Annotated in this window: 19 protein-coding genes; all 19 read left to right on the top strand. The window is 62.6% G+C overall.

Going from position 1 to position 20816, the window contains the following annotated elements:
- Window positions 1-110 precede the first annotated feature (110 nt).
- The 19 genes from AC1Q5P_RS15565 to AC1Q5P_RS15475 all read left to right on the top strand — a co-directional run bounded on the left by AC1Q5P_RS15565 (window position 111) and on the right by AC1Q5P_RS15475 (window position 20645).
- Window positions 111-1898: an ABC transporter ATP-binding protein gene (locus AC1Q5P_RS15565; protein WP_492519423.1), complete on the top strand. Its 1788-nt coding sequence runs from the start codon at window positions 111-113 to the stop codon at window positions 1896-1898.
- A complete protein-coding gene (locus tag AC1Q5P_RS15560) occupies window positions 1895-2821 on the top strand; it encodes an ornithine cyclodeaminase family protein (RefSeq protein WP_492519422.1) in 927 nt (308 codons plus the stop codon). Before AC1Q5P_RS15565 ends, AC1Q5P_RS15560 begins: the two co-directional genes overlap by 4 nt.
- Window positions 2818-3534 (top strand): cupin domain-containing protein, encoded by a 717-nt coding sequence (locus AC1Q5P_RS15555; protein ID WP_156135823.1) that lies wholly within the window; start codon window positions 2818-2820, stop codon window positions 3532-3534. Before AC1Q5P_RS15560 ends, AC1Q5P_RS15555 begins: the two co-directional genes overlap by 4 nt.
- Before the next feature lie 175 nt (window positions 3535-3709).
- The gene (locus AC1Q5P_RS15550) at window positions 3710-4567 is read left to right on the top strand and encodes a GNAT family N-acetyltransferase (RefSeq protein ID WP_039335945.1); all 858 of its coding nucleotides are present in this window, start codon (window positions 3710-3712) and stop codon (window positions 4565-4567) included.
- Window positions 4568-4586: 19 nt separating this feature from the next.
- Window positions 4587-5768, top strand: coding sequence for an alanine racemase (locus tag AC1Q5P_RS15545; protein WP_492519425.1), 1182 nt, complete (start codon window positions 4587-4589; stop codon window positions 5766-5768).
- 41 nt (window positions 5769-5809) lie between these two features.
- Window positions 5810-7090 carry an NAD(P)/FAD-dependent oxidoreductase gene (locus tag AC1Q5P_RS15540; RefSeq protein WP_492519421.1) on the top strand — a complete coding sequence of 427 codons (1281 nt, stop codon included), beginning with the start codon at window positions 5810-5812 and terminating at the stop codon, window positions 7088-7090.
- Window positions 7087-8547 (top strand): aldehyde dehydrogenase family protein, encoded by a 1461-nt coding sequence (locus AC1Q5P_RS15535; RefSeq protein WP_492519420.1) that lies wholly within the window; start codon window positions 7087-7089, stop codon window positions 8545-8547. The genes AC1Q5P_RS15540 and AC1Q5P_RS15535 overlap by 4 nt, the downstream gene beginning before the upstream one ends.
- A gap of 27 nt (window positions 8548-8574) precedes the next feature.
- Window positions 8575-9900, top strand: a complete 1326-nt coding sequence (locus AC1Q5P_RS15530; RefSeq protein ID WP_492519419.1) for an NAD(P)/FAD-dependent oxidoreductase — start codon at window positions 8575-8577, stop codon at window positions 9898-9900.
- A 143-nt stretch (window positions 9901-10043) separates the two neighbouring features.
- The gene (locus AC1Q5P_RS15525; RefSeq protein WP_039335952.1) at window positions 10044-10901 is read left to right on the top strand and encodes a GNAT family N-acetyltransferase; all 858 of its coding nucleotides are present in this window, start codon (window positions 10044-10046) and stop codon (window positions 10899-10901) included.
- Between the two features lie 2 nt (window positions 10902-10903).
- Window positions 10904-12358, top strand: a complete 1455-nt coding sequence (locus tag AC1Q5P_RS15520) for an NAD-dependent succinate-semialdehyde dehydrogenase (protein WP_492519418.1) — start codon at window positions 10904-10906, stop codon at window positions 12356-12358.
- Between the two features lie 26 nt (window positions 12359-12384).
- Window positions 12385-13464, top strand: a complete 1080-nt coding sequence (locus AC1Q5P_RS15515) for a tartrate dehydrogenase (RefSeq protein ID WP_492519417.1) — start codon at window positions 12385-12387, stop codon at window positions 13462-13464.
- A gap of 168 nt (window positions 13465-13632) precedes the next feature.
- Window positions 13633-14385, top strand: coding sequence for a DUF4198 domain-containing protein (locus AC1Q5P_RS15510; protein WP_492519416.1), 753 nt, complete (start codon window positions 13633-13635; stop codon window positions 14383-14385).
- A 23-nt stretch (window positions 14386-14408) separates the two neighbouring features.
- Window positions 14409-14792 (top strand): hypothetical protein, encoded by a 384-nt coding sequence (locus AC1Q5P_RS15505; RefSeq protein WP_492519415.1) that lies wholly within the window; start codon window positions 14409-14411, stop codon window positions 14790-14792.
- A 7-nt stretch (window positions 14793-14799) separates the two neighbouring features.
- Window positions 14800-15540 (top strand): HupE/UreJ family protein, encoded by a 741-nt coding sequence (locus AC1Q5P_RS15500; RefSeq protein WP_492519414.1) that lies wholly within the window; start codon window positions 14800-14802, stop codon window positions 15538-15540.
- A complete protein-coding gene (locus tag AC1Q5P_RS15495) occupies window positions 15540-16154 on the top strand; it encodes a hypothetical protein (RefSeq protein WP_492519413.1) in 615 nt (204 codons plus the stop codon). Before AC1Q5P_RS15500 ends, AC1Q5P_RS15495 begins: the two co-directional genes overlap by 1 nt.
- A 50-nt stretch (window positions 16155-16204) precedes the next feature.
- Entirely contained in the window at window positions 16205-17407 is a 1203-nt protein-coding gene (locus AC1Q5P_RS15490) for an acetyltransferase domain-containing protein (RefSeq protein WP_492519412.1), read from the top strand.
- A 172-nt stretch (window positions 17408-17579) separates the two neighbouring features.
- Complete coding sequence (locus AC1Q5P_RS15485) at window positions 17580-18980, top strand: aspartate aminotransferase family protein (protein ID WP_492519411.1); 1401 nt, start codon at window positions 17580-17582, stop codon at window positions 18978-18980.
- A 14-nt stretch (window positions 18981-18994) separates the two neighbouring features.
- Window positions 18995-19492, top strand: coding sequence for an Lrp/AsnC family transcriptional regulator (locus tag AC1Q5P_RS15480; RefSeq protein WP_039335969.1), 498 nt, complete (start codon window positions 18995-18997; stop codon window positions 19490-19492).
- The gene (locus AC1Q5P_RS15475; RefSeq protein WP_492519410.1) at window positions 19485-20645 is read left to right on the top strand and encodes a M20 aminoacylase family protein; all 1161 of its coding nucleotides are present in this window, start codon (window positions 19485-19487) and stop codon (window positions 20643-20645) included. Before AC1Q5P_RS15480 ends, AC1Q5P_RS15475 begins: the two co-directional genes overlap by 8 nt.
- Window positions 20646-20816 lie beyond the last annotated feature (171 nt).

Here is a 20816-nt window from a genome sequence, read left to right as displayed (position 1 = left end):
ACGCCCTCCGCCGATCCCGACACACCGTATTCTCATCTTGATTGTCGCGCTTTCTCACCCTGATCGTCGCGCGACAGATGCAGCCCCATGTGAATGTGGAAAGTCTGTGCGTGACTGTCCGTACGGCAGACGGCTCACCTTTGTGCATCGTCGATGACGTCTCGTTTGCCATCCAACGCGGCGAGGTGCTGGCGCTGATCGGGGAATCGGGTTCGGGCAAGACAACGATTGCGCTTTCGCTGATGGGCTATGCCCGCGGCGGGGCGAGGATATCCGGCCAGATCAGGGTTGGCGATGCCGCGCTTGATGGTGCAGGGGCCAGCAGTCTGGCCGCGCAGCGCGGGCATCGCATTACCTATGTTGCGCAAAGCGCGGCGGCTGCGTTCAATCCTTCGCGTCGGGTGATCGAGCAGGTGATCGAGCCTGCGCTGATCCATGGCACTGCATCGGACGCCGATGCGCGCAGGCACGCGGTCGAGTTGTTCGAGGCGCTGGCGCTGCCCAATCCGCAGACCATCGGCAGCCGCTATCCCCACGAACTTTCAGGCGGGCAGCTGCAGCGCCTGATGGCGGCGATGGCGCTGATCACGCGGCCCGATCTGGTGATCTTTGACGAGCCGACGACGGCGCTGGACGTTACCACGCAGGTGGAAGTGCTGCAGGCCTTCCGCAAGGTGGTGCGCGAACAGGGCGCGACCGGGGTGTATGTTTCGCATGACCTGGCGGTGGTGGCGCAGATGGCGGACCGCGTGCTGGTGCTCAATCGCGGGACGGTGCGTGAGCAGAACACCGTGGAAGCAGTGCTTGAGACGCCTGCCGACGATTATACTCGCACACTGCTGGCAGCGGCCAAACCCGTGGTCAAAGCCTCCGTAACCAGTGCGGTCGGGGCTGCCCCATTGCTATCGATCAACGGCATTCATGCAGGATACGGCCCGGTCGACCGACAGGGACGCCCCGCGCATCCTGTGCTCAGCGATGTCAGCCTGACCGTACCGCGCGGCGGCGCCGTGGGAGTGATTGGGGAATCAGGCTCGGGCAAATCGACGGTTGCGCGCGTAGTGGCGGGGCTTCTGGCTCCTACGGCGGGCGAGGTCGTGCTGGATGGTCAGCCGCTGGCGGCCTCGCTCGGCGCGCGAAGCCGCGAGGAATTGCGCCGCATCCAGATCGTGTTTCAGAATGCGGACGTTGCGCTGAACCCGGCGCATTCAGTTGGCGACATCCTCGGACGCGTGCTGCGTTTCTATCATGGCATGAGCGGCCTTGCTGCCAAGGCACGCGTGGCCGAACTGCTCGATCTGATCAAGCTTCCGGCCGGGGTGGCGGAGCGGCGTTGTGACGAGCTTTCGGGCGGTCAGAAGCAGCGTGTGAACCTGGCGCGCGCGCTGGCGGCCAATCCGGACGTGATTCTATGCGACGAGGTGACCTCGGCACTGGATACCGTGGTGCGCGAGGCGATCCTTGAACTTCTGGCAGAATTGCGCCGCGATCTTGGCGTGGCCTATCTGTTCATCAGCCACGATATTGCGACGGTGAAGGCACTGTGTGACGAGATCGTCGTGCTCTACAAGGGCACACGCGTGGAAAGCGGCCACAGCGCAACCTACGATGCGCCGCCCTATCATCCCTATACCGACCTGCTGATTTCCTCGGTGCCCGAACTGCGGACGGATTGGCTTTCGGGCGTAGGGCAAAAGGGCAAGGCACAGTTGAGCCTGGCGGAAGGCGATGCCGGGCTTTGCCGGTTCCTGCCGCGCTGCCCGGTAGCGATTGCGGGGCGGTGCGATACCAGTCCGCCGCCGCTGCGGGTGATGGATGCAGGCAATGTGGTGCTGTGTCACCGGACAGAGCCCGATCTGGCAGGCCGCGAGCTGCAAATGGACGGGAACCAGTCTTGAAGTTCATCACAGAAGAAGAGTCTGCTGCGCTCGTAACGCACGAGATGGCCTATGCCGCGGCGAGAGAAGCGCTGTGTGCGGTCGTCGAAGACGCGGTTCTCTTTCCAGCGGTGCTTGCCCATGGCACTGCCCCAACCAACCGCTTTTCGATCAAGTCGGCCTCGACCGGGAGCTTTGCGGGGCTGAAGGTCGGCTCGTTCTGGCCTGGTAACCCCGAGATCGGATTGCCCCGGCATAACTCCGTGATCCTGCTGTTCGACCAGAGTATCGGGCGGGTCGAGTGGGTCATCGAGGCGGGCAAGGTCAATGCCTATCGCACGGCAGCGGCCGATGCAGTTGCCGCCGATGTGCTGGCACGGCCGGATGCTTCGCTGCTGGCCGTATTTGGCGCTGGCAATCAGGCGCTGTTCGAATGCCTGGCCATTTCCCGCATCCGTCTGATCACGCAAGTTCTGGTCGTGGCGAGAGTTGAGGCCAAGGGGCGCGAATTCGTGGCGGCGCTCGAGGCTGAGGGCCTCAAGGCAACGCTTGCCGATGCCCAGGGCGCCTGCGAGCGGGCCGATATCATCGTGACGGCAACGCCCGCCCGTGCGCCACTGTTCGAGGCGAAATGGGTCCGACCCGGTACGCACATTGCCAGCATGGGATCGGATGCGGCGGGCAAGCAGGAGCTGCCACCCGCGCTCTTCGAACGCGCTGCGCTGTTCTGCGATTATCCAGCGCAGGCGGTGGTGATGGGCGACCTGCAGCACTTCACCGGCGATCGCAACCGGATCACCGCGCTGGGCGATGTACTGCTGGGGCGCGCCGAGGGGCGAACGTCGCCTGATCAGATCACGGTGTTCGACAGTTCGGGCATTGCCCTGCAGGACCTGACCATTGCCCGCAGCCTGATTACCGCATGGGAAAGAGAAAACGCATGACGACAATGGAAGCCGGACAGACCGCAGTAGGTGCGGTTATGGATATTCGCGCCTATGCGCCCGTGGCTAAACCGTCGGCTGACTGGCTTGAAGGCCGTGCCGCTCCGGCTTTTGCCGATGACAAGGCGGTGGTTTCTGCCTTCGCACTGCGGGGCAAGGGGCAGGTTTCAACGCTACCGGCCGATGAGTTCGTGCTGGTGCTGCAAGGCTCGCTTGAGGTTGCCGCTGAGGACGCGACGCTGTCACTAGGAGCAGACGACTGCTGCGCGCTGCCGTTCGGCTGCGGCTTTGGCTGGACCGCGTCGGACGATATGCTTGCGGTGGTCTATTCGGCGCCGACGGACCGTGCGGGCAACCGCACCACGCCGGTGATGATCGACAAGAACGCGCCGCTCAACCCCTCCAATCCGCCTGCAATCGAAAACCTGCTGGGCGAGGTGCCGACCTGCCGGGGCTTTTCGGACTACGTTTCGGCCAATGCCGAATTCTGCGCCGGAACCTGGGATTCCACGCCCTATCACCGCCGTCAGATCCCCTATCGTCAGGTGGAGCTGATGCTGCTGTTGGAAGGGGCGGTGACATTCACTGACGGGAATGGCAGCGTATCGTTCGGCAAGGACGACGTGTGCCTCTTCGTGCGCGGTGATGGCTGTGCATGGTTGAGCGAGGAATACGTGAAGAAGGTCTTTGCGACGCAACGCCCGCTTGGCTGACTTTGGAGCCGTCAGGGGCGGCATATTATACCGCGCCTGACGGCATCTTGCGCATGACCGCCGTGAAGATTTCCGGCTTTCGGAACATTTTGCCAGCGCGAATCCGCTTTAACCTTGGCCAGCGCGCCGTAGGTTGAATTTCTGCCGGCGGTTGGTGTGGAGGAGTATCTTGCAGATGTCGGGGGCCAGGGTCGGGAGCGACAGCAACGGCGTGACTGCGCTGCGATCGGACCATCTCGTACAGGCGCAGGGCCTCTCGCAGGCGCTCAAGTGGCCGTACCGGCTAGAAGACTGGCAATTTGCCTTCGAGCTGGGGCGTGGCTATGCGGTCGAAGCTGAGGGCAAGTTGCTGGGAACCGCGCTGTGGTGGCCCTATGGCGATGATTTCGCCACGATCGGCATGATCATCGTCTCACCCGATGCGCAGCGGCAGGGGATTGGCGGGAGGCTGATGGCGGCACTGCTGGCCGATGCGGCGGGACGGCGGATTACGCTGATCACCACCAAGGATGGCGAACCGCTCTACACCAAGCTGGGCTTTGCCCGTTGCGGCTTCATTACCCAGCACCAGGCTGTGCTGGACAAGGTTCCTGCGATCGACACCGCGGTACCGGTGCGGGCAGCAACGCCAAGTGACCGCGAGGCGCTTGGTGCGGTCGATGCAGCGGCATCGGGCATGGACCGACGCGTCCTGCTCGACGCCCTGCTTGAGGTGGCAGACGCGGTGGTCGTCGAGCGCGCGGGCGTGATCTCGGGCTATGGCTGCGTCAGGCGCTGGGGACGCGGGGTGGTGATTGGTCCGGTGGTTGCTGCCAGTGCCGAGGATGCCAAGGCCATGGTTGCCGTACTCGCTTCGGCTTATGAAGGCGTTTTCGTACGGATCGACGTGACCGATGTGAGCGGCCTTGCACCGTGGCTGGTTAAGATCGGCCTGCCACAGGTGGACCGGGCGCCGATCATGGCGCTGGGCGCACCGCCGGTTTCTGCACCGGGGACAATGCTGGTGGCGCTTTCGAACCAGTCGCTTGGCTGAAGCCATTCTTACAGGCAGGATGTTGATGACCGAAGCTGCAGCCCTCGACGCCGAATTGGCAACTCCGGTTTCGCTGGAAACAGTGGCGACGCCGGCGTTGATCCTCGACGTAACCAAGGTTGATCGCAATATCGCGCGTCTGCGCGCGCATCTTGCAAAGCTTGGAACCGGGTTTCGACCGCACGTGAAAACGAGCAAGTCGATCGAGGTCGCGCGCAGGCTATTTCCGGAAGGAACAGGGCCGATCACCGTTTCGACGTTGGCCGAGGCGGAGTATTTTGCAGAAGGTGGGTTTGAGGACATCACTTATGCCGTCGGCCTGAGCCTTGACCGAATTGCGCGGGCTCGCAAGCTGGTCACGAAAGGCGTGCGGCTTTCGGTGCTGGTCGATACGCTGGAGCAGGCTCAAGCCCTGGTTGCTGCGGCGGGAGATGGCGGGCCGATGCCGGCCGTGCTGATCGAGATCGATTGCGACGGACATCGCGGGGGAGTTCTGCCGGACGACCCTGATCTTGTCGCTATTGCCGACGTACTGCGGAACGGCCGGGTGGAACTGGCAGGCGTGCTGACACACGCGGGAGAATCCTACAATGCGCGCGGCGGCGCCGGTTTGCCGGAAGCTGCCGAGGGCGAGCGGGCGGCAGCAGTGGCCGCGGCGGAAGCGCTGCGGGCTGCCGGGCATGCCTCGCCCGTGGTCAGCGTCGGCTCCACGCCGACGGCGCATTTTGCGCAGGATCTTACGGGCGTGACCGAGGTGCGCGCGGGCGTGTTCAGCTTCTTCGATCTGGTAATGCACGGGATCGGCGTCTGTTCGCTGGACGACATTGCGGCATCGGTGCTGCTGACGGTGATCGGCCATCGCCCGGAAAAGGGTTGGATCCTGACTGACGGGGGCTGGATGGCCCTTTCGCGCGACAGGGGGACGCAGCGCCATCCGGTGGACCAGGGTTATGGCCTGGTCTGCGATATCGACGGCAATCCGTTTTCTGACGTGATCGTGGAGGACGCCAGCCAGGAGCACGGCATCATCAAGGTGCGCCCGGGCAGCGGTGGCGTTCTGCCGAAACTGGCCATCGGTTCGCGCGTGCGGGTGCTGCCCAACCACGCCTGCGCCACTTGCGCGCAGCACGAGGCATACAACGTAGTCGATGGCACGGGTCACGCAATCGTCGGCAATTGGCCACGCATGCGGGGTTGGTGACGCCGCCTTCCTTTCCGGAGCCCGCGAGGGTGGAGAACGACATGAAGATGACCTCCTACTGGCTCGATAGCGCGAAGCCCTTTGCCTCGGGCGCGCCGGGCGGGCCAAGTGGCACTGCCGATGTTGCCGTGATTGGCGCAGGTTTCACGGGTCTTTCCGCCGCGCTTGCGCTGGCCAGGAAGGGGGCGAAGGTCGTCGTCCTCGAGGCGGACCGCGTGGCGGGGGCAGCCTCCGGCCGGAATGGTGGCATGTGCAACAACGGTTTTGCGCAAGACTATGGCGGCATGGTCGAGAAGTTCGGGCTGGATCGCGCGAACATGCTTTACCGTGCCTTCGATGCCGGGGTGGATCTGGTGGAGCAGATCGTGGCCGAGGAAGGCATCGAGTGCCATTTCGGACGCGTCGGCAAGCTGAAGCTGGCGGCAAAGCCCAAGCATTTCGAGAAGATCAAGCGGTCGCAGGATCTGTTGGCGCGTAATGTCGATCCCGAGACGAGCCTGGTCATGCCGCAGGACCTGCGGACGGAAATCGGTTCGGACATCTTTTACGGAGGCATGCTCTACGGCAAGAGCGCCAACATGCACATGGGCGAGTACGGGCAGGGCCTGGCCGAAGCCGTGGTGCGGCGGGGCGGTACGATCTTCGAGCATAACCCCTTGCTCAAGATGCGCCGCGTTTCAGGCACAAGCCATGAACTGACGACGCCGCACGGCAGCCTGATTGCCAATCAGGTGTTGTTGGCTACTGGCACGTCACGTGTTGGGCCGCTGGGTTGGTTTCGCCGTCGCCTGGTGCCGGTCGGAGCCTATCTGATCGCGACAGAGCCTTTGCCGGTGGATCTGCTTGACCGACTGACGCCGCGTCGGCGCAACACGGTCGATACGCGCAACTTCGTCAGCTATTTCCGCACGACCCCGGACAACCGCATCCTCTTTGGCGGACGGGCGCGCTTTTCGAGCCGCAGCGATCCGGCGGCAGATGCCAAGAGCGGAACGATCCTGCGGCGGTCCATGGCGAACTTCTTTCCCGAGCTGGCCGATGCGCGCATCGATTACTGCTGGGGCGGGATGGTGGACATGACCAGCGACCGCCTGCCGCGTGCCGGGGAGCGGGACGGCCTGTTCTATTCAATGGGGTACAGCGGCCACGGCACGCACATGGCGACGTACATGGGCAAGATCATGGCCGAGGTGCTGGACGGCAAGGCCGATGCGAACCCGTGGCGCGATTTCGATTGGCCAGCGATCCCGGGATACTTCGGGACGCCATGGTTCCTGCCGTTCGTCGGCGCCTACTACCGCTACAAGGACATGGTAGGATGAGCGATCCAGCGCAGGACGCACTGCAGGCGGTGCTTCCGCTCACGGGCAAGGCCTATATCGACGGCGAGTGGATCGACCTGCCCGGCACAGAACGGCTGCCGGTGATCAATCCCGCCAATGGCAACTGTATCGCGCAACTCGCGGCGGGCACGGCGGCGGATCTTGACCGGGCGGTGGCGGCGGCGCGGGGGGCCTTTGCCGCATTCTCGCAAAGCCCCGTGGCAGCACGAATCGCGCTACTGGAACGCGTCCACGCGCTGATGGCCGAACGGGCCGAAGCGCTGGCACAGGTGCTGGTGACGGAGATGGGCGCGGCGATCAGCTTTGCCCGCGCATCGCATGTACCGTTCGCGCTGGGCCATGTGCAGGCCGCGATCGAGGTGCTGAGGGACTACGAGTTCCTGACGATGCGCGGGACGACGGCCATCGTGCGCGAACCCATCGGCGTTGCCGCGCTGATCACGCCGTGGAACTGGCCGCTCTACCAGATCACCGCAAAGGTTGCCCCAGCGCTGGCTGCGGGATGCACGGTGGTGCTGAAACCCAGCGAGCTTTCGCCGTTGAGCTCGATCATGTTTGCGCAGATCGTGCATGATGCCGGCGCGCCTGCAGGTGTCTTCAACCTTCTTAACGGAACCGGCAGCGAAGTGGGCGCGGGCATGGCAGCGCACCCGGATGTCGACATGATCTCGATTACCGGATCGAACCGCGCTGGCGTATTGGTGGCACAAGGTGCGGCCCCCACGGTCAAGCGAGTGACGCAGGAGCTGGGCGGCAAATCTCCCAACGTGCTGATGCCCGATGCCGATTTCGAGCGCGTCGTGCCGTTGGGTGTGATGGCCGCATTCCGCAACGTCGGCCAATCGTGCAGCGCGCCAACGCGGATGATCGTGCCGCGCTCAGCCCTGGCACAAGTCGAAGCAATTGCGCGCAGAACGGTCGAAGGCATCATCGTGGGCGATCCGACCGAGGATGCAACGACGCTTGGTCCTATCGCTAATGCAGCGCAGCATCGTCGCGTTCAGACGATGATCGCGGTGGGCATCGAGGAGGGCGCGCGGCTGGTATGCGGAGGTCTCGGCAGTCCGGAAGGGCTCGATCACGGCCTCTTCGTCCAGCCGACAATCTTCTCCGACGTTTCCAGTGGGATGCGCATCGCGCAGGAGGAAATCTTCGGGCCGGTGCTGGTCATCATCCCTTACGACAACATCGACGAGGCGGTCGCGATCGCCAATGACACCGACTACGGCCTTGGCGGCCATGTCCACGGTGCCGACCTTGATCAGGCCCGCAGCGTGGCTCTGCGCATCCGCACGGGGCAAGTCCACATCAACTCGCCGGCGTGGGATCCTCACGCTCCATTCGGCGGCTACAAGCGGTCCGGCAACGGCCGCGAATACGGGCTCTTCGGCTTCGAGGAATATCTCGAGGTAAAGGCCATTCTTGGTTTCGCATGAAGTCCGCGATCATCGGAGAAGCATGACATGCCCGCGCCCTTGAGGTTCATCGAATCCACTCCGGAACTGCCCAGTCAGGCCGACGTCGTTGTCATTGGAGCTGGCGTGATCGGTAGCTTTACCGCCTATTACCTGGCCAAGCGTGGCCTCAAGGTCGCGCTGATCGAAAAGGGGGTCGTCGGCGGGGAACAATCGAGCCGCAACTGGGGCTGGTGTCGCCAACAGAACCGCGACGAGAGAGAGTTACCGCTGGCGACCAAGGCGCTTGACCTGTGGGAGCAGTTCGGGATCGAGAGCGGCGAGGAAACGGGTTTTCGGCGCTGCGGCCTGTTCTATGTCAGCAATGACGAGTCTGAAATTGCGACGTGGGCGAAGTGGGGCGATTATGCCCGGTCCATCGGCGTGAAGACGCGCATGTTGAACAGCCAGGAGGCTACCGAGAAGGGGAGCTTCACCAAGCAGGTCTGGAAGGGCGGCGTGCATTCGCAGATGGACGGCATTGCGGACCCCGGTCTTGCGGTCCCTGCTGTGGCGCGGGCGATCATGGCGCTTGGCGGCACGGTGCATCAGGCCTGCGCGGCGCGCGGGATCGAGACGACCGGCGGGGCCGCGAGCGGCGTGGTGACCGAGCGTGGCACGATCGCCACGAAGCTGGTCATCCATGCCGGCGGTGCGTGGGCATCATCGTTCATGCGCCAATTGGGCGTGCGCTTCCCGCAGGCGACGGTGCGCCAGTCGATCCTTGCCGTTGGCACAGGCCACATGAGCCTGCCGGATGCATTCTACGGGGACTCGATGTCGATCACACGGCGCGGTGATGGCGCTCATGCGCTGGCCTACAGCGGACGGGCAAAGGTCGATCCGACGATGCAATTCCTGCAGTTCCAGAAGCAGTTCATTCCGATGTTCAAGCAGCGCTGGAAAAAGGTTTCCCCGGGGGGGCTGCAAGGCCTGCGCGCCGGACACGAGACACTTTCACGGTGGGCGCTGGATCGGCCGACGCCGATGGAAGCGCGCCGTATCCTCGACCCCTCTCCGGATGCAAAGACGATCCGCCTGACAGTGGAGCGCGTGTCGCGCCTCATCCCGGAAGTCGCACGGGCGCCCATCGTTGGAACATGGGCGGGCTTTGTCGACAGCACCCCTGATGGCGTGCCGGTCATCGGTGAGATACCGGCGGTTCCAGGCTTCATCCTCGCCGCCGGCTTCAGTGGACATGGCTTTGGGATCGGGCCGGGGGCGGGGCATCTGGTGGCAGACATCGCGACGGGGCAAGAGCCTATCGTCGACCCGCGGCCTTATCGGCTTTCACGCTTCGATCCCGGTGCAGAGATTGACGTTTCGGAATTCTAGCCGCGGCCAGCTTTTCCGGATTTCGCAATAAAATTCCAAATACCCGTCAAATGCGGCAGCTAGTTTTGATAACTGCCAGATAGAACGGGCGATGATCGGCGGCCCAGGTCGAACTGATGTGGTGATTTTCGCGGGAGTATCGGATGAAAGTTCAGGACGCGACGCAGATCGTGCTGCGAGACATGACCACAGACGATATTCACGATGTCGCCGATTTGTGCTTCGAGCAACAATGGCCGCACCGCGAAGAAGACCTCGAGAAACTGCTGGCTATTGGCAGCGGACTGGTTGCCGAGGTGGATGGGAAGCCGTGTGGCACGATCATGGCGTGGCGATTTGGGGAAAGCTTTGCGATGATCGGCGTGATCATCGTGGCGAGGGCGCAGCAGGGACGTGGGCTTGGCCGCGAACTGGCAAGTGCCATGCTGAAGCGGCTGGACGGCGTTACGGTGATCCTGAATGCCACTGACGAAGGCTTGCCGCTTTACTCGAAGCTCGGTTTCGTCGCGATGGGCAAGGTCCATCAGCATCAGGGCATCGCGCCGGTACAGCCTCTCGTCCAGCTCCGCCCCGGCGAACGGGTGAGACCGATGGGAGTTGCCGATGCACAGGTGCTTGACGCGCTCTACTCCTCGGCCACGGGCATGGACCGCAAGGCCGTGCTCGACGCCCTTCTTGCCGACGGCAGCGCGGTGGTGCTGTGCCGTGAACACGAGCAGACCGGTTTTGCCGTGATGCGAAGGTTTGGCCGCGGCTGGCTCATCGGTCCGGTGATTGCGCCGGATGCCACCGGCGCAAAGGCCCTGATCGCCCACTGGCTCGGGACACAGACGGGCAGTTTCTGTCGAATCGACGTGCCGGAGGTGACTGGGCTTGGTCCCTGGCTTGAAGAAGTCGGTCTGCCAGAGGTGGGCCATGTTACGCGAATGGCACTCGGTCCCGCACCGGTTCCCGGCGACAATGTCGCTATCTTTGGTCTTGCTGCACAGGCGCTTGGTTGAACATGCTGAACTTGAAGGATCCCACCCTGCTGCGGCAGGCTGCTCTCGTCGATGGTGCCTGGATCTCCGCTGGTCTTCCCGCGCTTGAGGTGACCAATCCGGCCACTGGCGAAGTAATTGGCACCGTGCCCGATTGTGGTGCTGCCGAGGCGAATGCGGCAATCGATGCGGCGCAGGCCTCCTGGGCCGACTGGCGGCGGCGCACGGCGGGCGAACGTGCCGCGCTGCTGGAGGCGTGGCACGGCCTGGTCCTTGCAAATCTGGATGACCTTGCCCGGATCATGACGGCCGAGCAGGGCAAGCCCTTGGCCGAGGCGCAGGGCGAAATCCGCTATGCCGCTACCTTCATAAAGTGGTTCGCCGAAGAAGGCCGCCGCGTGGGCGGGCGCAACATTGCCTCGCCCGAGCGGGACCGCCGGATCATCGTGCTGACCGAGCCGGTGGGCGTTTCAGCTGCCATCACGCCGTGGAACTTCCCGGCCGCGATGATTACCCGCAAGTGCGCACCGGCGCTGGCCGCAGGGTGCCCAGTGGTGATCAAGCCATCGGAAATGACGCCGTTCACCGCGCTTGCCCTGATCGAACTGGCGATCCGGGCAGGCTTCCCCAAGGGTACGATCAACCTGCTGACCGGAATGCCGCGCGCGATCGGCGAGGCGATCACGGCAAGCCCGGTGGTGCGCAAGCTGTCCTTTACCGGATCGACCCGCGTCGGTTCGCTGTTGATGCGGCAGAGTGCGGACACGATCAAACGGCTGAGCCTTGAGCTGGGTGGCAATGCCCCGCTCATCGTGTTCGATGATGCCGACCTTGATCTGGCGGTCAAGGCCACGATGGCAAGCAAGTTCCGCAACGCCGGTCAGACCTGTGTCTGTGCCAACCGCATTCTCGTTCACGGACCGATCTACGACGAATTTGCCGCGCGCTTGGGCGCTGCCGTCGAGGCGCTCAATGTCGGCTACGGCATGGATGCCGATGCGACAACCGGCCCCCTGATCAATCGTGCGGCGACCGATAAGGTGTCGGCGCATGTCGAAGATGCGCTGGGCAAGGGCGGGAAGATCCTGTTCTCGGGCAAGGGCGCACAAGGCGGCAACTTTGCCCGCCCGGTGATCATCGGCGAGGCAAATACCGGAATGCGACTGGCACGCGAAGAGACCTTCGGCCCGGTGGCTCCATTGTTCCGCTTCGAAACCGAGGACGAGGCAATTCTGTTGGCCAACGACACCGAATACGGGCTTGCCAGCTATTTCTACACATCCGGGCTAGATCGCGCATTCCGAGTAGCTGAAGCGCTGGAGGCGGGCATGATCGCGCTGAACACCGGATCCATAGCAATGGAAATGGCTCCCTTTGGCGGTGTCAAGCAATCGGGTCTTGGGCGCGAGGGCGGAACACTGGGCATCGAGGAATACCTGGAAACCAAGGCCTTCCACATTGGTGGCCTGAAGATCTGAATCTGCGCGGCCTCAAGGGGGACTACATGAGCAGCAATACACGCAAGCACACCATCGCGGTGATCCCCGGTGACGGTATCGGCAACGAGGTAATGCCCGAAGGCATGCGCGTGCTGGAAAAGGCTGCGTCGCTATACGGCTTCGAGCTGGAGCAGAAGTGGCACGACTTTTCCTCGTGCGACTATTACGCGCGCCATGGCCGGATGATGCCGGAAAACTGGAAGGAAGAAATCGGCCGGCCCGACGCGATCTTCTTCGGCGCAGTCGGCTGGCCTGATACCGTGCCCGATCACATTTCGCTCTGGGGCTCGATCATCCAGTTTCGCCGCGAATACGACCAGTACATCAACCTTCGGCCGGTGCGGCTGATGCCGGGCGTGCCCTGCCCGCTGGCCGGGCGCGAACCGGGCGACATCGACTTCTGGGTGGTGCGCGAGAACACCGAGGGCGAGTATTCTTCTGTCGGCGGGATCATGTTCCCCGGCACCGAGCGCGAGTTGGTGATTCAGGACACCGTCATGACGCGCGTCGGCGTGGATCGCGTGCTTCGCTATGCCTTCGATCTGGCCCAAACGCGTGAGCGCAAGCACCTGACCAGCGCGACCAAGTCCAACGGCATTGCCATTACCATGCCCTATTGGGATCAGCGCGTGGAAGCGATCGCAACCGAGTATCCCGACGTTTCTCACGACAAGTACCATATCGACATCCTGACCGCGCAGTTCGTGATGAACCCGGACCGCTTCGACGTGGTGGTCGGCTCCAACCTGTTTGGCGACATCCTTTCCGATCTCGGCCCGGCCTGCACCGGCACGATCGGGGTGGCGCCTTCGGCCAACATCAATCCCGAGGGCAAGCACCCTTCGCTGTTCGAACCGGTACACGGCTCTGCGCCGGACATTGCCGGGCAGGGCATAGCCAACCCGGTCGGCCAGATCTGGTCCGCCGCGATGATGCTGGAGCATCTGGGTGAGACCGATGCCGCCACCGCGATAATGCGGGCGATCGAACAGGTTCTGGCAACGCCTGCGGCACGCACGCGAGACCTCAAGGGAGCGGCAGGCACGGAAGAATGCGGCAAGGCAATCGCCGAGGCGCTTCAGTAACGGACAGGGTGTGGATGGTTTTGCGGCAGGCGACAAGTTCTGCCGCAAAGCTGCAAGATCACGGGCCATCATGTCGACAGCCATGGCCTTTCGGGCAAAAATGCCGACAGCGAGTCATAAGCTTGTCTTGCCGGAAACGCCCGGCCAGTCAGTCCGGAGGCCACCATCGTGCGCAGGATTTCTCCTTACATTTCAGCCGCCATCGCAGTAGCGATAGTGGGTGCGGCTTTCGCCTCGAGCACCGCAAGCGCCCACGCGATCTGGTTCGCTCAGCGGGCCAAGCAGCTCGCCATGGTCTACGGCGTCGGATCGGACGATCTTGATGCGGTAAAGCGCATGCCCCTGGTCACGTCGGTCACCGGCTATGATGCCGACGGCCTGCCGGTAACGGCATCGCTGCGCGCGGCGGGGGCGATCCCGGTGGTCGACAGTGATGAGCCGATGGCGGTGGTCGCAGCCGTGATGGACTACGGCGTGTGGTCCAAGGATGCCGCCGGCACCTGGCACAACAAGGGCCTCGACGAGGTCAAGGATGCCACGGTGAGCGAGCATAATTTCAAGTATGCCGTCCACATCAACCAGTTGCCATCGAAGCCCATGCCGCTCATCCCCGGCCACAAGCTGCAACTGATTCCGGCGGACAATGCCATTCCGCAAGCGATGGGCCAGCCGATCCGCCTCCGGGCGATGTTCGAAGGCAAGCCTGCGGCAAACGTGGCGATCCTGCACGATTACGTGAATGACCCCGACCAGAAGCCGTCGATGACCGACGCGCAGGGCTATGTCACGTTGCCGGTGCGAAATCAGGGGTTGAACGTGGTCGTCGGTATCCTCGTCGCACCTTCGGACAATCCGGCCAAGTACAAGCAAATGGAGCACCGCGCCTCGCTCACGTTCGTGTTGCCACACCTGCCGGAATGACCGCTGCCTCGGGGAGAATTGCAATGAACATGAAAAGAATCACCGCCGCCCTTGCCGGGCTTTCGCTGATCGCTTTCGCGGTATCCGCCAAGGCCCACGGTTCAATGAAGCCGCTGCATGGCGGGGTTGTGACAATGGTCGGTGAGACCGTTGTCGAACTGGTCCGCGCACCCAAGGGCGTCGATGTCTACATCACTGAAGAGGACGAGCCGCTGGCGGCCACGGGCTTTTCCGGCAAGCTGATCGTCACGGCAGCGGGGGCCAAGGCGGATACGCCGCTTGTGCCCCAAGCCGGCAACCGCATGTCGGCACCGGGGTTCAAGATCCCGGCTGGTGCCAAGGTTGTGGTCGCACTCACGGCCAAGGGCAGCGGAGCCAAGACGCTCGCTTCCTTCACGGTAAAGTGAAGCAGTGATGGTCCGCCCGACTGCCCTTTCGCTTCCGCAAGGACTGCTGCGATGGGCCGGGTGGGCCATCGCCCTCATCATCATTCTTGCCCTGAAGTCGGCAGCGCACGCCCATGGCGTGGGCGAGGACGACCGTGCCTTCATAGAAGGCGCATCGGGGATGGCCATCGGCCCCTACATGTACCTCGGCGCCAAGCATATGGTGACGGGATACGATCACTTGCTGTTCCTGGTCGGCGTTATCTTCTTCCTCTACCGGCTGAAGGACGTGGGCACTTATGTGACGCTGTTTGCCATCGGCCACAGCACCACGCTGCTGCTGGGCGTCCTGTTCGACATCCGCGCCAACCCCTACATCGTCGATGCCATTATCGGGCTTTCGGTGGTCTACAAGGCGCTCGACAACCTCGACGGGTTCCGGACGCTGTTCGGGCGGGCGCCCAATCCCAAGGCGGCAGTGCTGATCTTCGGGTTTTTCCACGGCTTCGGCCTCGCCACGAAGCTGCAGGACCTGACCCTCTCCGCCGATGGGCTGGTGCCGAACCTCATCAGCTTCAACATCGGCGTTGAGCTGGGCCAGTTCACCGCACTCGGAGCAATCCTGATCGCGATGAACGTGTGGCGGTCCACCAGCAGCTTTCGCCGCAGTGCCATTGCCGCCAATGCCGCGCTGATGTGCGCGGGCTTCGTGCTTGTGGGCTTCCAGCTCACTGGCTTTTTCACGCAAGGCTCGACGGGAGCGATGTGATGCAGGCCGAAATCGCAAATCCGGTGAATTCGATCCAGGTTCCGCCATCGACGCTTGCCAAGGCAACCGGCGGGGCGTTGCTGGCTGCAGCTGCCATATTGGTTCTGTTCGTGATGCCGGCGGAATACGGCATCGACCCGACCGGCGTTGGTCGGCTGACCGGAATCGTCGGCATGGGGGCGGGCGGCGAGGAGGCGACACCCGCCCCGGCTGACGCTCCGGTCGCGTCTCGTGTTTCTGGGCCGGCGACCCCAACCAGGGCCGCGATCGTCCGCGAGGGTGACATGCGCAGCGACGAAATGACGCTGACGCTTGCGCCGCATAGTGGACAGGAAGTGAAAGCCCACATGCAGGCTGGGCAAAGCTATGTCTTCGAATGGTCGGCCAAGGGCGGACCGGTGAAGGCTGATATGCATGGCGAAAAGGTCAACGCCGCCGAGGGCGAGTTCACCAGCTATTGGGAAGAGAAGCAGATGACCGGCGGCAAGGGCAGCTTTACCGCGCCGTTCGACGGCACGCATGGCTGGTACTTCCGCAACAAGGGCGAAACGCCGGTCACGGTCACGGTAAGGACCACCGGCTTCTACAAGGATCTGTTCCTGCCGCAGGGTTGATGTGTGACACGGCAGGGCAAGGTATTCGAGAAGGAAAGAGGGCAGGGATCATGGCCACCAGTATGACATTGCCTCCCGGGGGCATAAATCTTGCAGCAGGAGGGACAAAGGCCACGGCCCATGCCCGTCTGGCCAACATCGACGCGCTGCGCGGTTTCGTGATGGTGCTGATGCTGCTCGATCACCTGCGTGAGACGTGGTTCGTCAACTATCCGGTGACCGACCCGATCAATGCCCTGACCATCATCCCTGCCATTGGTTTTGCCCGGTTCGCGGTGAGCTTCTGTGCGCCGATCTTCGTCGCGCTGACCGGGCTTGGCGTCTACCTTTTCAGCGTCAATCACACGGTTGAGGAGACCACTGAATACCTTTTCAAGCGTGGCCTTCTGCTGATCGTGATCGAGCTGGTCTATCTCTCGCCGCTCTATTGGGGGATCGTGCCGCAGCCGACGTTCTGGCTTCAGGTGATCTGGGCAATCGGCATATGCATGATCCTGCTGGCGGCCTTCATGCGCCTGCCACGGCCGGCGATCATTGCGCTGGGCCTTGGCATCGTATGCTTCCACAACCTGCTCGATCCGATCGTGCTGACCAAGGACGATGCCCTGTTCCCGGTCTGGGCCCTGCTGCACCAGCGTGATGCGTTCGACTTGCCGCTCGGCTTCGTGGCCAAGACAACCTATCCGATCCTCGCATGGCTCGGCGTGATCCTGCTCGGCTTCGGCATCGGGCCCTGGTTCACGGGAAAGGTCGCGCCCGCAGTCCGGCAGAAGCGGCTGCTGGTGCTGGGCTTCGGCATGATCGCCGCGTTTGTGCTGTTGCGCCTGCTCAACGTCTATGGCGACAAGCCGTGGTTCGTGGTCGAAGGCGATCCGGTTCGCACGGTCATCAGCTTCATCTCGATGACGAAGTATCCGCCGTCGCTGCTGTTCCTGCTGCCGACGCTTGGAGGCGGGGCACTGCTGCTCGTGCTGTTCGAGAAGATCAATGACTCGCGCCTGGTCGCGGCATTGGCGATCTTCGGCGGCGCACCGATGTTCTTCTATCTGCTGCACCTCACGGTTCTTCGCATCCTCTACCACAGTGCTCTTGTCATCTGGGGTCCGAACAACGGCACCGCCTACATGTTCGACAACTACAACTGGGTGCTGCTGTGGTTCGTGGCGATGATCGTGCCGCTCTATCTGCCGACGGTCTGGTATGCGCGCCTGAAGCGCCGCCGTCGCGACATCACCTGGCTCAAGTACTTCTGAGCTTTGCGACATGCCGGGCCTGCAAGGCCGGGGCAAAGGAGGCGTGCGGCAGAATATGCCGCGCGCCTTCATGTCAAAAGGACGCCGATAATCATTTGCTTGCTCATTCGGCGAAACCCGCTTGGGGCGCTGACATAGCCTTCAGCGAATGCTACGGAATGGACGAAACGCGATGACCAACCCAACAAACCGTTCCCTCATCGATATCGACCGCGATCATCTGATCCACTCGGTCACGTCGTTCAGGGGGCACGAGCAGCATGGCGCCATCGTGCTGGAAACCGGCAAGGGCATGTGGTTGACCGATGCGGACGGCAACCAGTTGCTCGATGCCTTTGCCGGGTTGTGGTGCGTCAATGTCGGCTATGGTCAGGATTCGATTGTCGAGGTGGCGGCAGAGCAGATGCGCCGCCTGCCTTATGCCACGGGCTATTTCCATTTTGCCAGTGAACCGGCCATCCGCCTTGCGGGGGAATTGACTGCCGCCGCGCCCGATGGCTTGGACCATGTGTTCTTCACCCAGGGCGGCTCTGACGCGGTGGACAGCGCGATCCGCTACATCGTCCATTACTGGAATGCCGCCGGGAAGCCCGACAAGAAACATTTCATCGCGCTGGAATGGGGATATCATGGATCTAGTAGCCTTGGCGCCGGGCTAACCGCGCTGGGCAACTTCCACCGCAATTTCGATCTGCCACGGCCATGGCAGCACCATATCGCCTCGCCATATCAGTATCGTCATCCTCAAGGGGACGATGACGCGGCCGTGATCGCTTCCACAGTCGCAGCGCTTGAGGCCAAGGTGGCAGAACTCGGGGCGGACAACGTGGCGGCATTTTGCTGCGAACCGATCCAGGGTTCGGGCGGGGTGATCGTGCCCCCGAAGGGCTGGCTCAAGGCTCTTCGCGAAGCATGTACCCGACTTGGCATCCTGATGCTGGTGGACGAGGTCATCACCGGCTTTGGCCGCACCGGGCCGTTGTTTGCCTGTCTGGATGAAGATGTCTCTCCAGATTTCATGACCACGGCCAAGGGCCTGACGTCTGGATACATACCGATGGGCGCCATGTTCATGGCCAACCACGTCTACCAGACCATCGCCGACGCAGCGCCTGCCGCGCTGCCGATTGGCCATGGCCAGACGTATTCTGGCCACCCCGTGGCCGCTGCGGTGGGCCTGGAAGTTCTGCGCCTTTATCGTGATGGCGGCCTGCTGGAGAACGGCCGCGTGACGGGTGAGCGGTTCGCGCAACACATGGAACGGATCAGGTCGCATCCACTGGTTGGCGACGTACGCTATCGCGGGATGTTAGGTGCGATCGAACTGACCCCGAACAAGGCGACGAAGGCAATTTTCGATCCATCGCTCGACATTGGCGGAAGGCTGTCGAAACTGACCTATCGCAATGGGGTGATCGTGCGCTGTTTTGCCAATGCAGTCATTGGTTTTGCACCGGCGCTATGCTGCTCGCTCGACGAAATGGATATGATCTTCGAACGGGTAGAACGGTCGCTTGACCAACTGCTTGAGCAGCCCGACATTCGCGCGGTCGTCGCGCTGCAAGACGCCTGACGGGGGAACAAACCATGCTGCCCGGACCCAAGCTCGACAGGATAGACCTCAAGATCCTTGCCAAGCTCCAGCAGGAGGGCCGGATCACCAACGTGGAACTGGCCGATGCGGTCGGCCTTTCGCCGAGCCCCTGCCTGACGCGGGTCAAGCGCCTGGAAAAGGCCGGATATATCACGGGCTATGGCGCACACGTGAATTTCAGCAAGCTGGGTGAATACCTCACGGTATTTACCGAAGTCACGCTCAGCGAACATCGCCAGGGCGATTTCAGCCGTTTCGAAAGCCGCATTGCCAAGCTCGACGAGATCGTCGAATGCCACCTCGTTTCAGGCGGCTATGATTATCTGCTCAAGTTCGTGGCGCGCGGTGTTTCACACTATCAATCGATCATGGAAGGCATGCTCGAAAGTGATTACGGCATCGAGAAGTACTTCAGCTACATCGTGATCAAATCACCCTTCATCAAGCACAGACTCCCGATCCAGAACCTGTTTGGACAGACGCATGGCTGACCAGGTTCAGTTGCAAGCGGATCTTTTGAATGATCTCGTCGCACTGCGTCGGGATATCCATGCCAATCCGGAACTCGGGTTTTGCGAGCAGCGGACAGCAGGCCGCATTGCTGATGAGCTGCGCGCACTTGGCATCGAAGTGCATGAAGGCATCGGCACGACCGGAGTTGTCGGGGTCCTGAAGGGCAGGCGCGAAGGATCGCGCACACTTGGCCTGCGGGCAGACATGGACGCCCTGCCGATTCAGGAAATGACCAACTTGCCCTGGGCCAGCAAGACGCCCGGCTCCTTCCACGGCTGCGGGCATGACGGCCATGTCGCCATGCTGTTGGGCGCTGCCCGGGTTCTGGCTGCCGATCCCGATTTTGCCGGTACGCTCCACCTCATCTTCCAACCTGCCGAGGAAGGGCTGGGTGGAGCACGCGTGATGATCGAGGAAGGGCTGTTTGACCGCTTTCCTTGCGATCGGGTCTATGCCTTGCACAACTGGCCCGGTCTTCCTGCCGGGACGATCAGCACGCGCCCCGGCGCAATCATGGGCGCGGCTGACAAGTTCCGGATCACTTTGACCGGCAAGGGCGGACACGCAGCGATACCGCAGGACAGTCCTGATGCGATCCTTGCTGCGGCGAGCCTCGTCCAGCAACTCAACACCATCGTCAGTCGCGCCGTGGCGCCTTCTGCGTCAGCCGTCCTTTCAATTACGCAAATTCACGGCGGTCACGCGCACAACGTCACACCGGCAGAAGTCATGGTCGGCGGTACTGTCCGCACATTCGACCCGGTCGTTCAGGATCGGATCGAGGAGCGGATGTGCGCAATACTGAAAGGCATTGCGACGTCGTTCGAGGTTGAATGCATGCTGGATTACGACCGCTACTATCCAGCCACGATCAACGATCCCCAAGCTGCCGCCGATGTGCTCGGAGTGGCTGCTACCTTGGGAACGGCGGAGCTTGCTCCCGAACCTGCGCCGACCTCGGAAGACTTCTCCTTCATGCTGCAACAGCGCCCCGGAGCGTATATCTGGCTGGGGCAAGGCAGCCACACCCATGGTGCTCCGCTCCATAATCCGCAGTATGATTTCAACGATAACGTGCTTGAAACCGGCGTCCGGTTGCATGTGGCACTGGCGCGGCACTGGCTGAAGTAAGTCAACGCGCGCTTCGGAAGTGCCGCTGTGCCAGGATCTGTCGAAATGGCATTAGAGCCCAAAAAGAAAGGCCGGCCCGAAGGCCAGCCTTGAAAAGTTTGGGAGAGGATGCCTGAAAGGCAGTTCGCATATGCGGTAGCTTCCATTCTTTGGCAAATGCGAACGGCTACT

The sequence above is a fragment of the Novosphingobium sp. GW835-FHT14H07 genome, from assembly GCF_058793515.1.
Note: the sequence above shows the minus strand (reverse complement) of the source record. Positions and strands in the feature narration are given on the sequence as shown.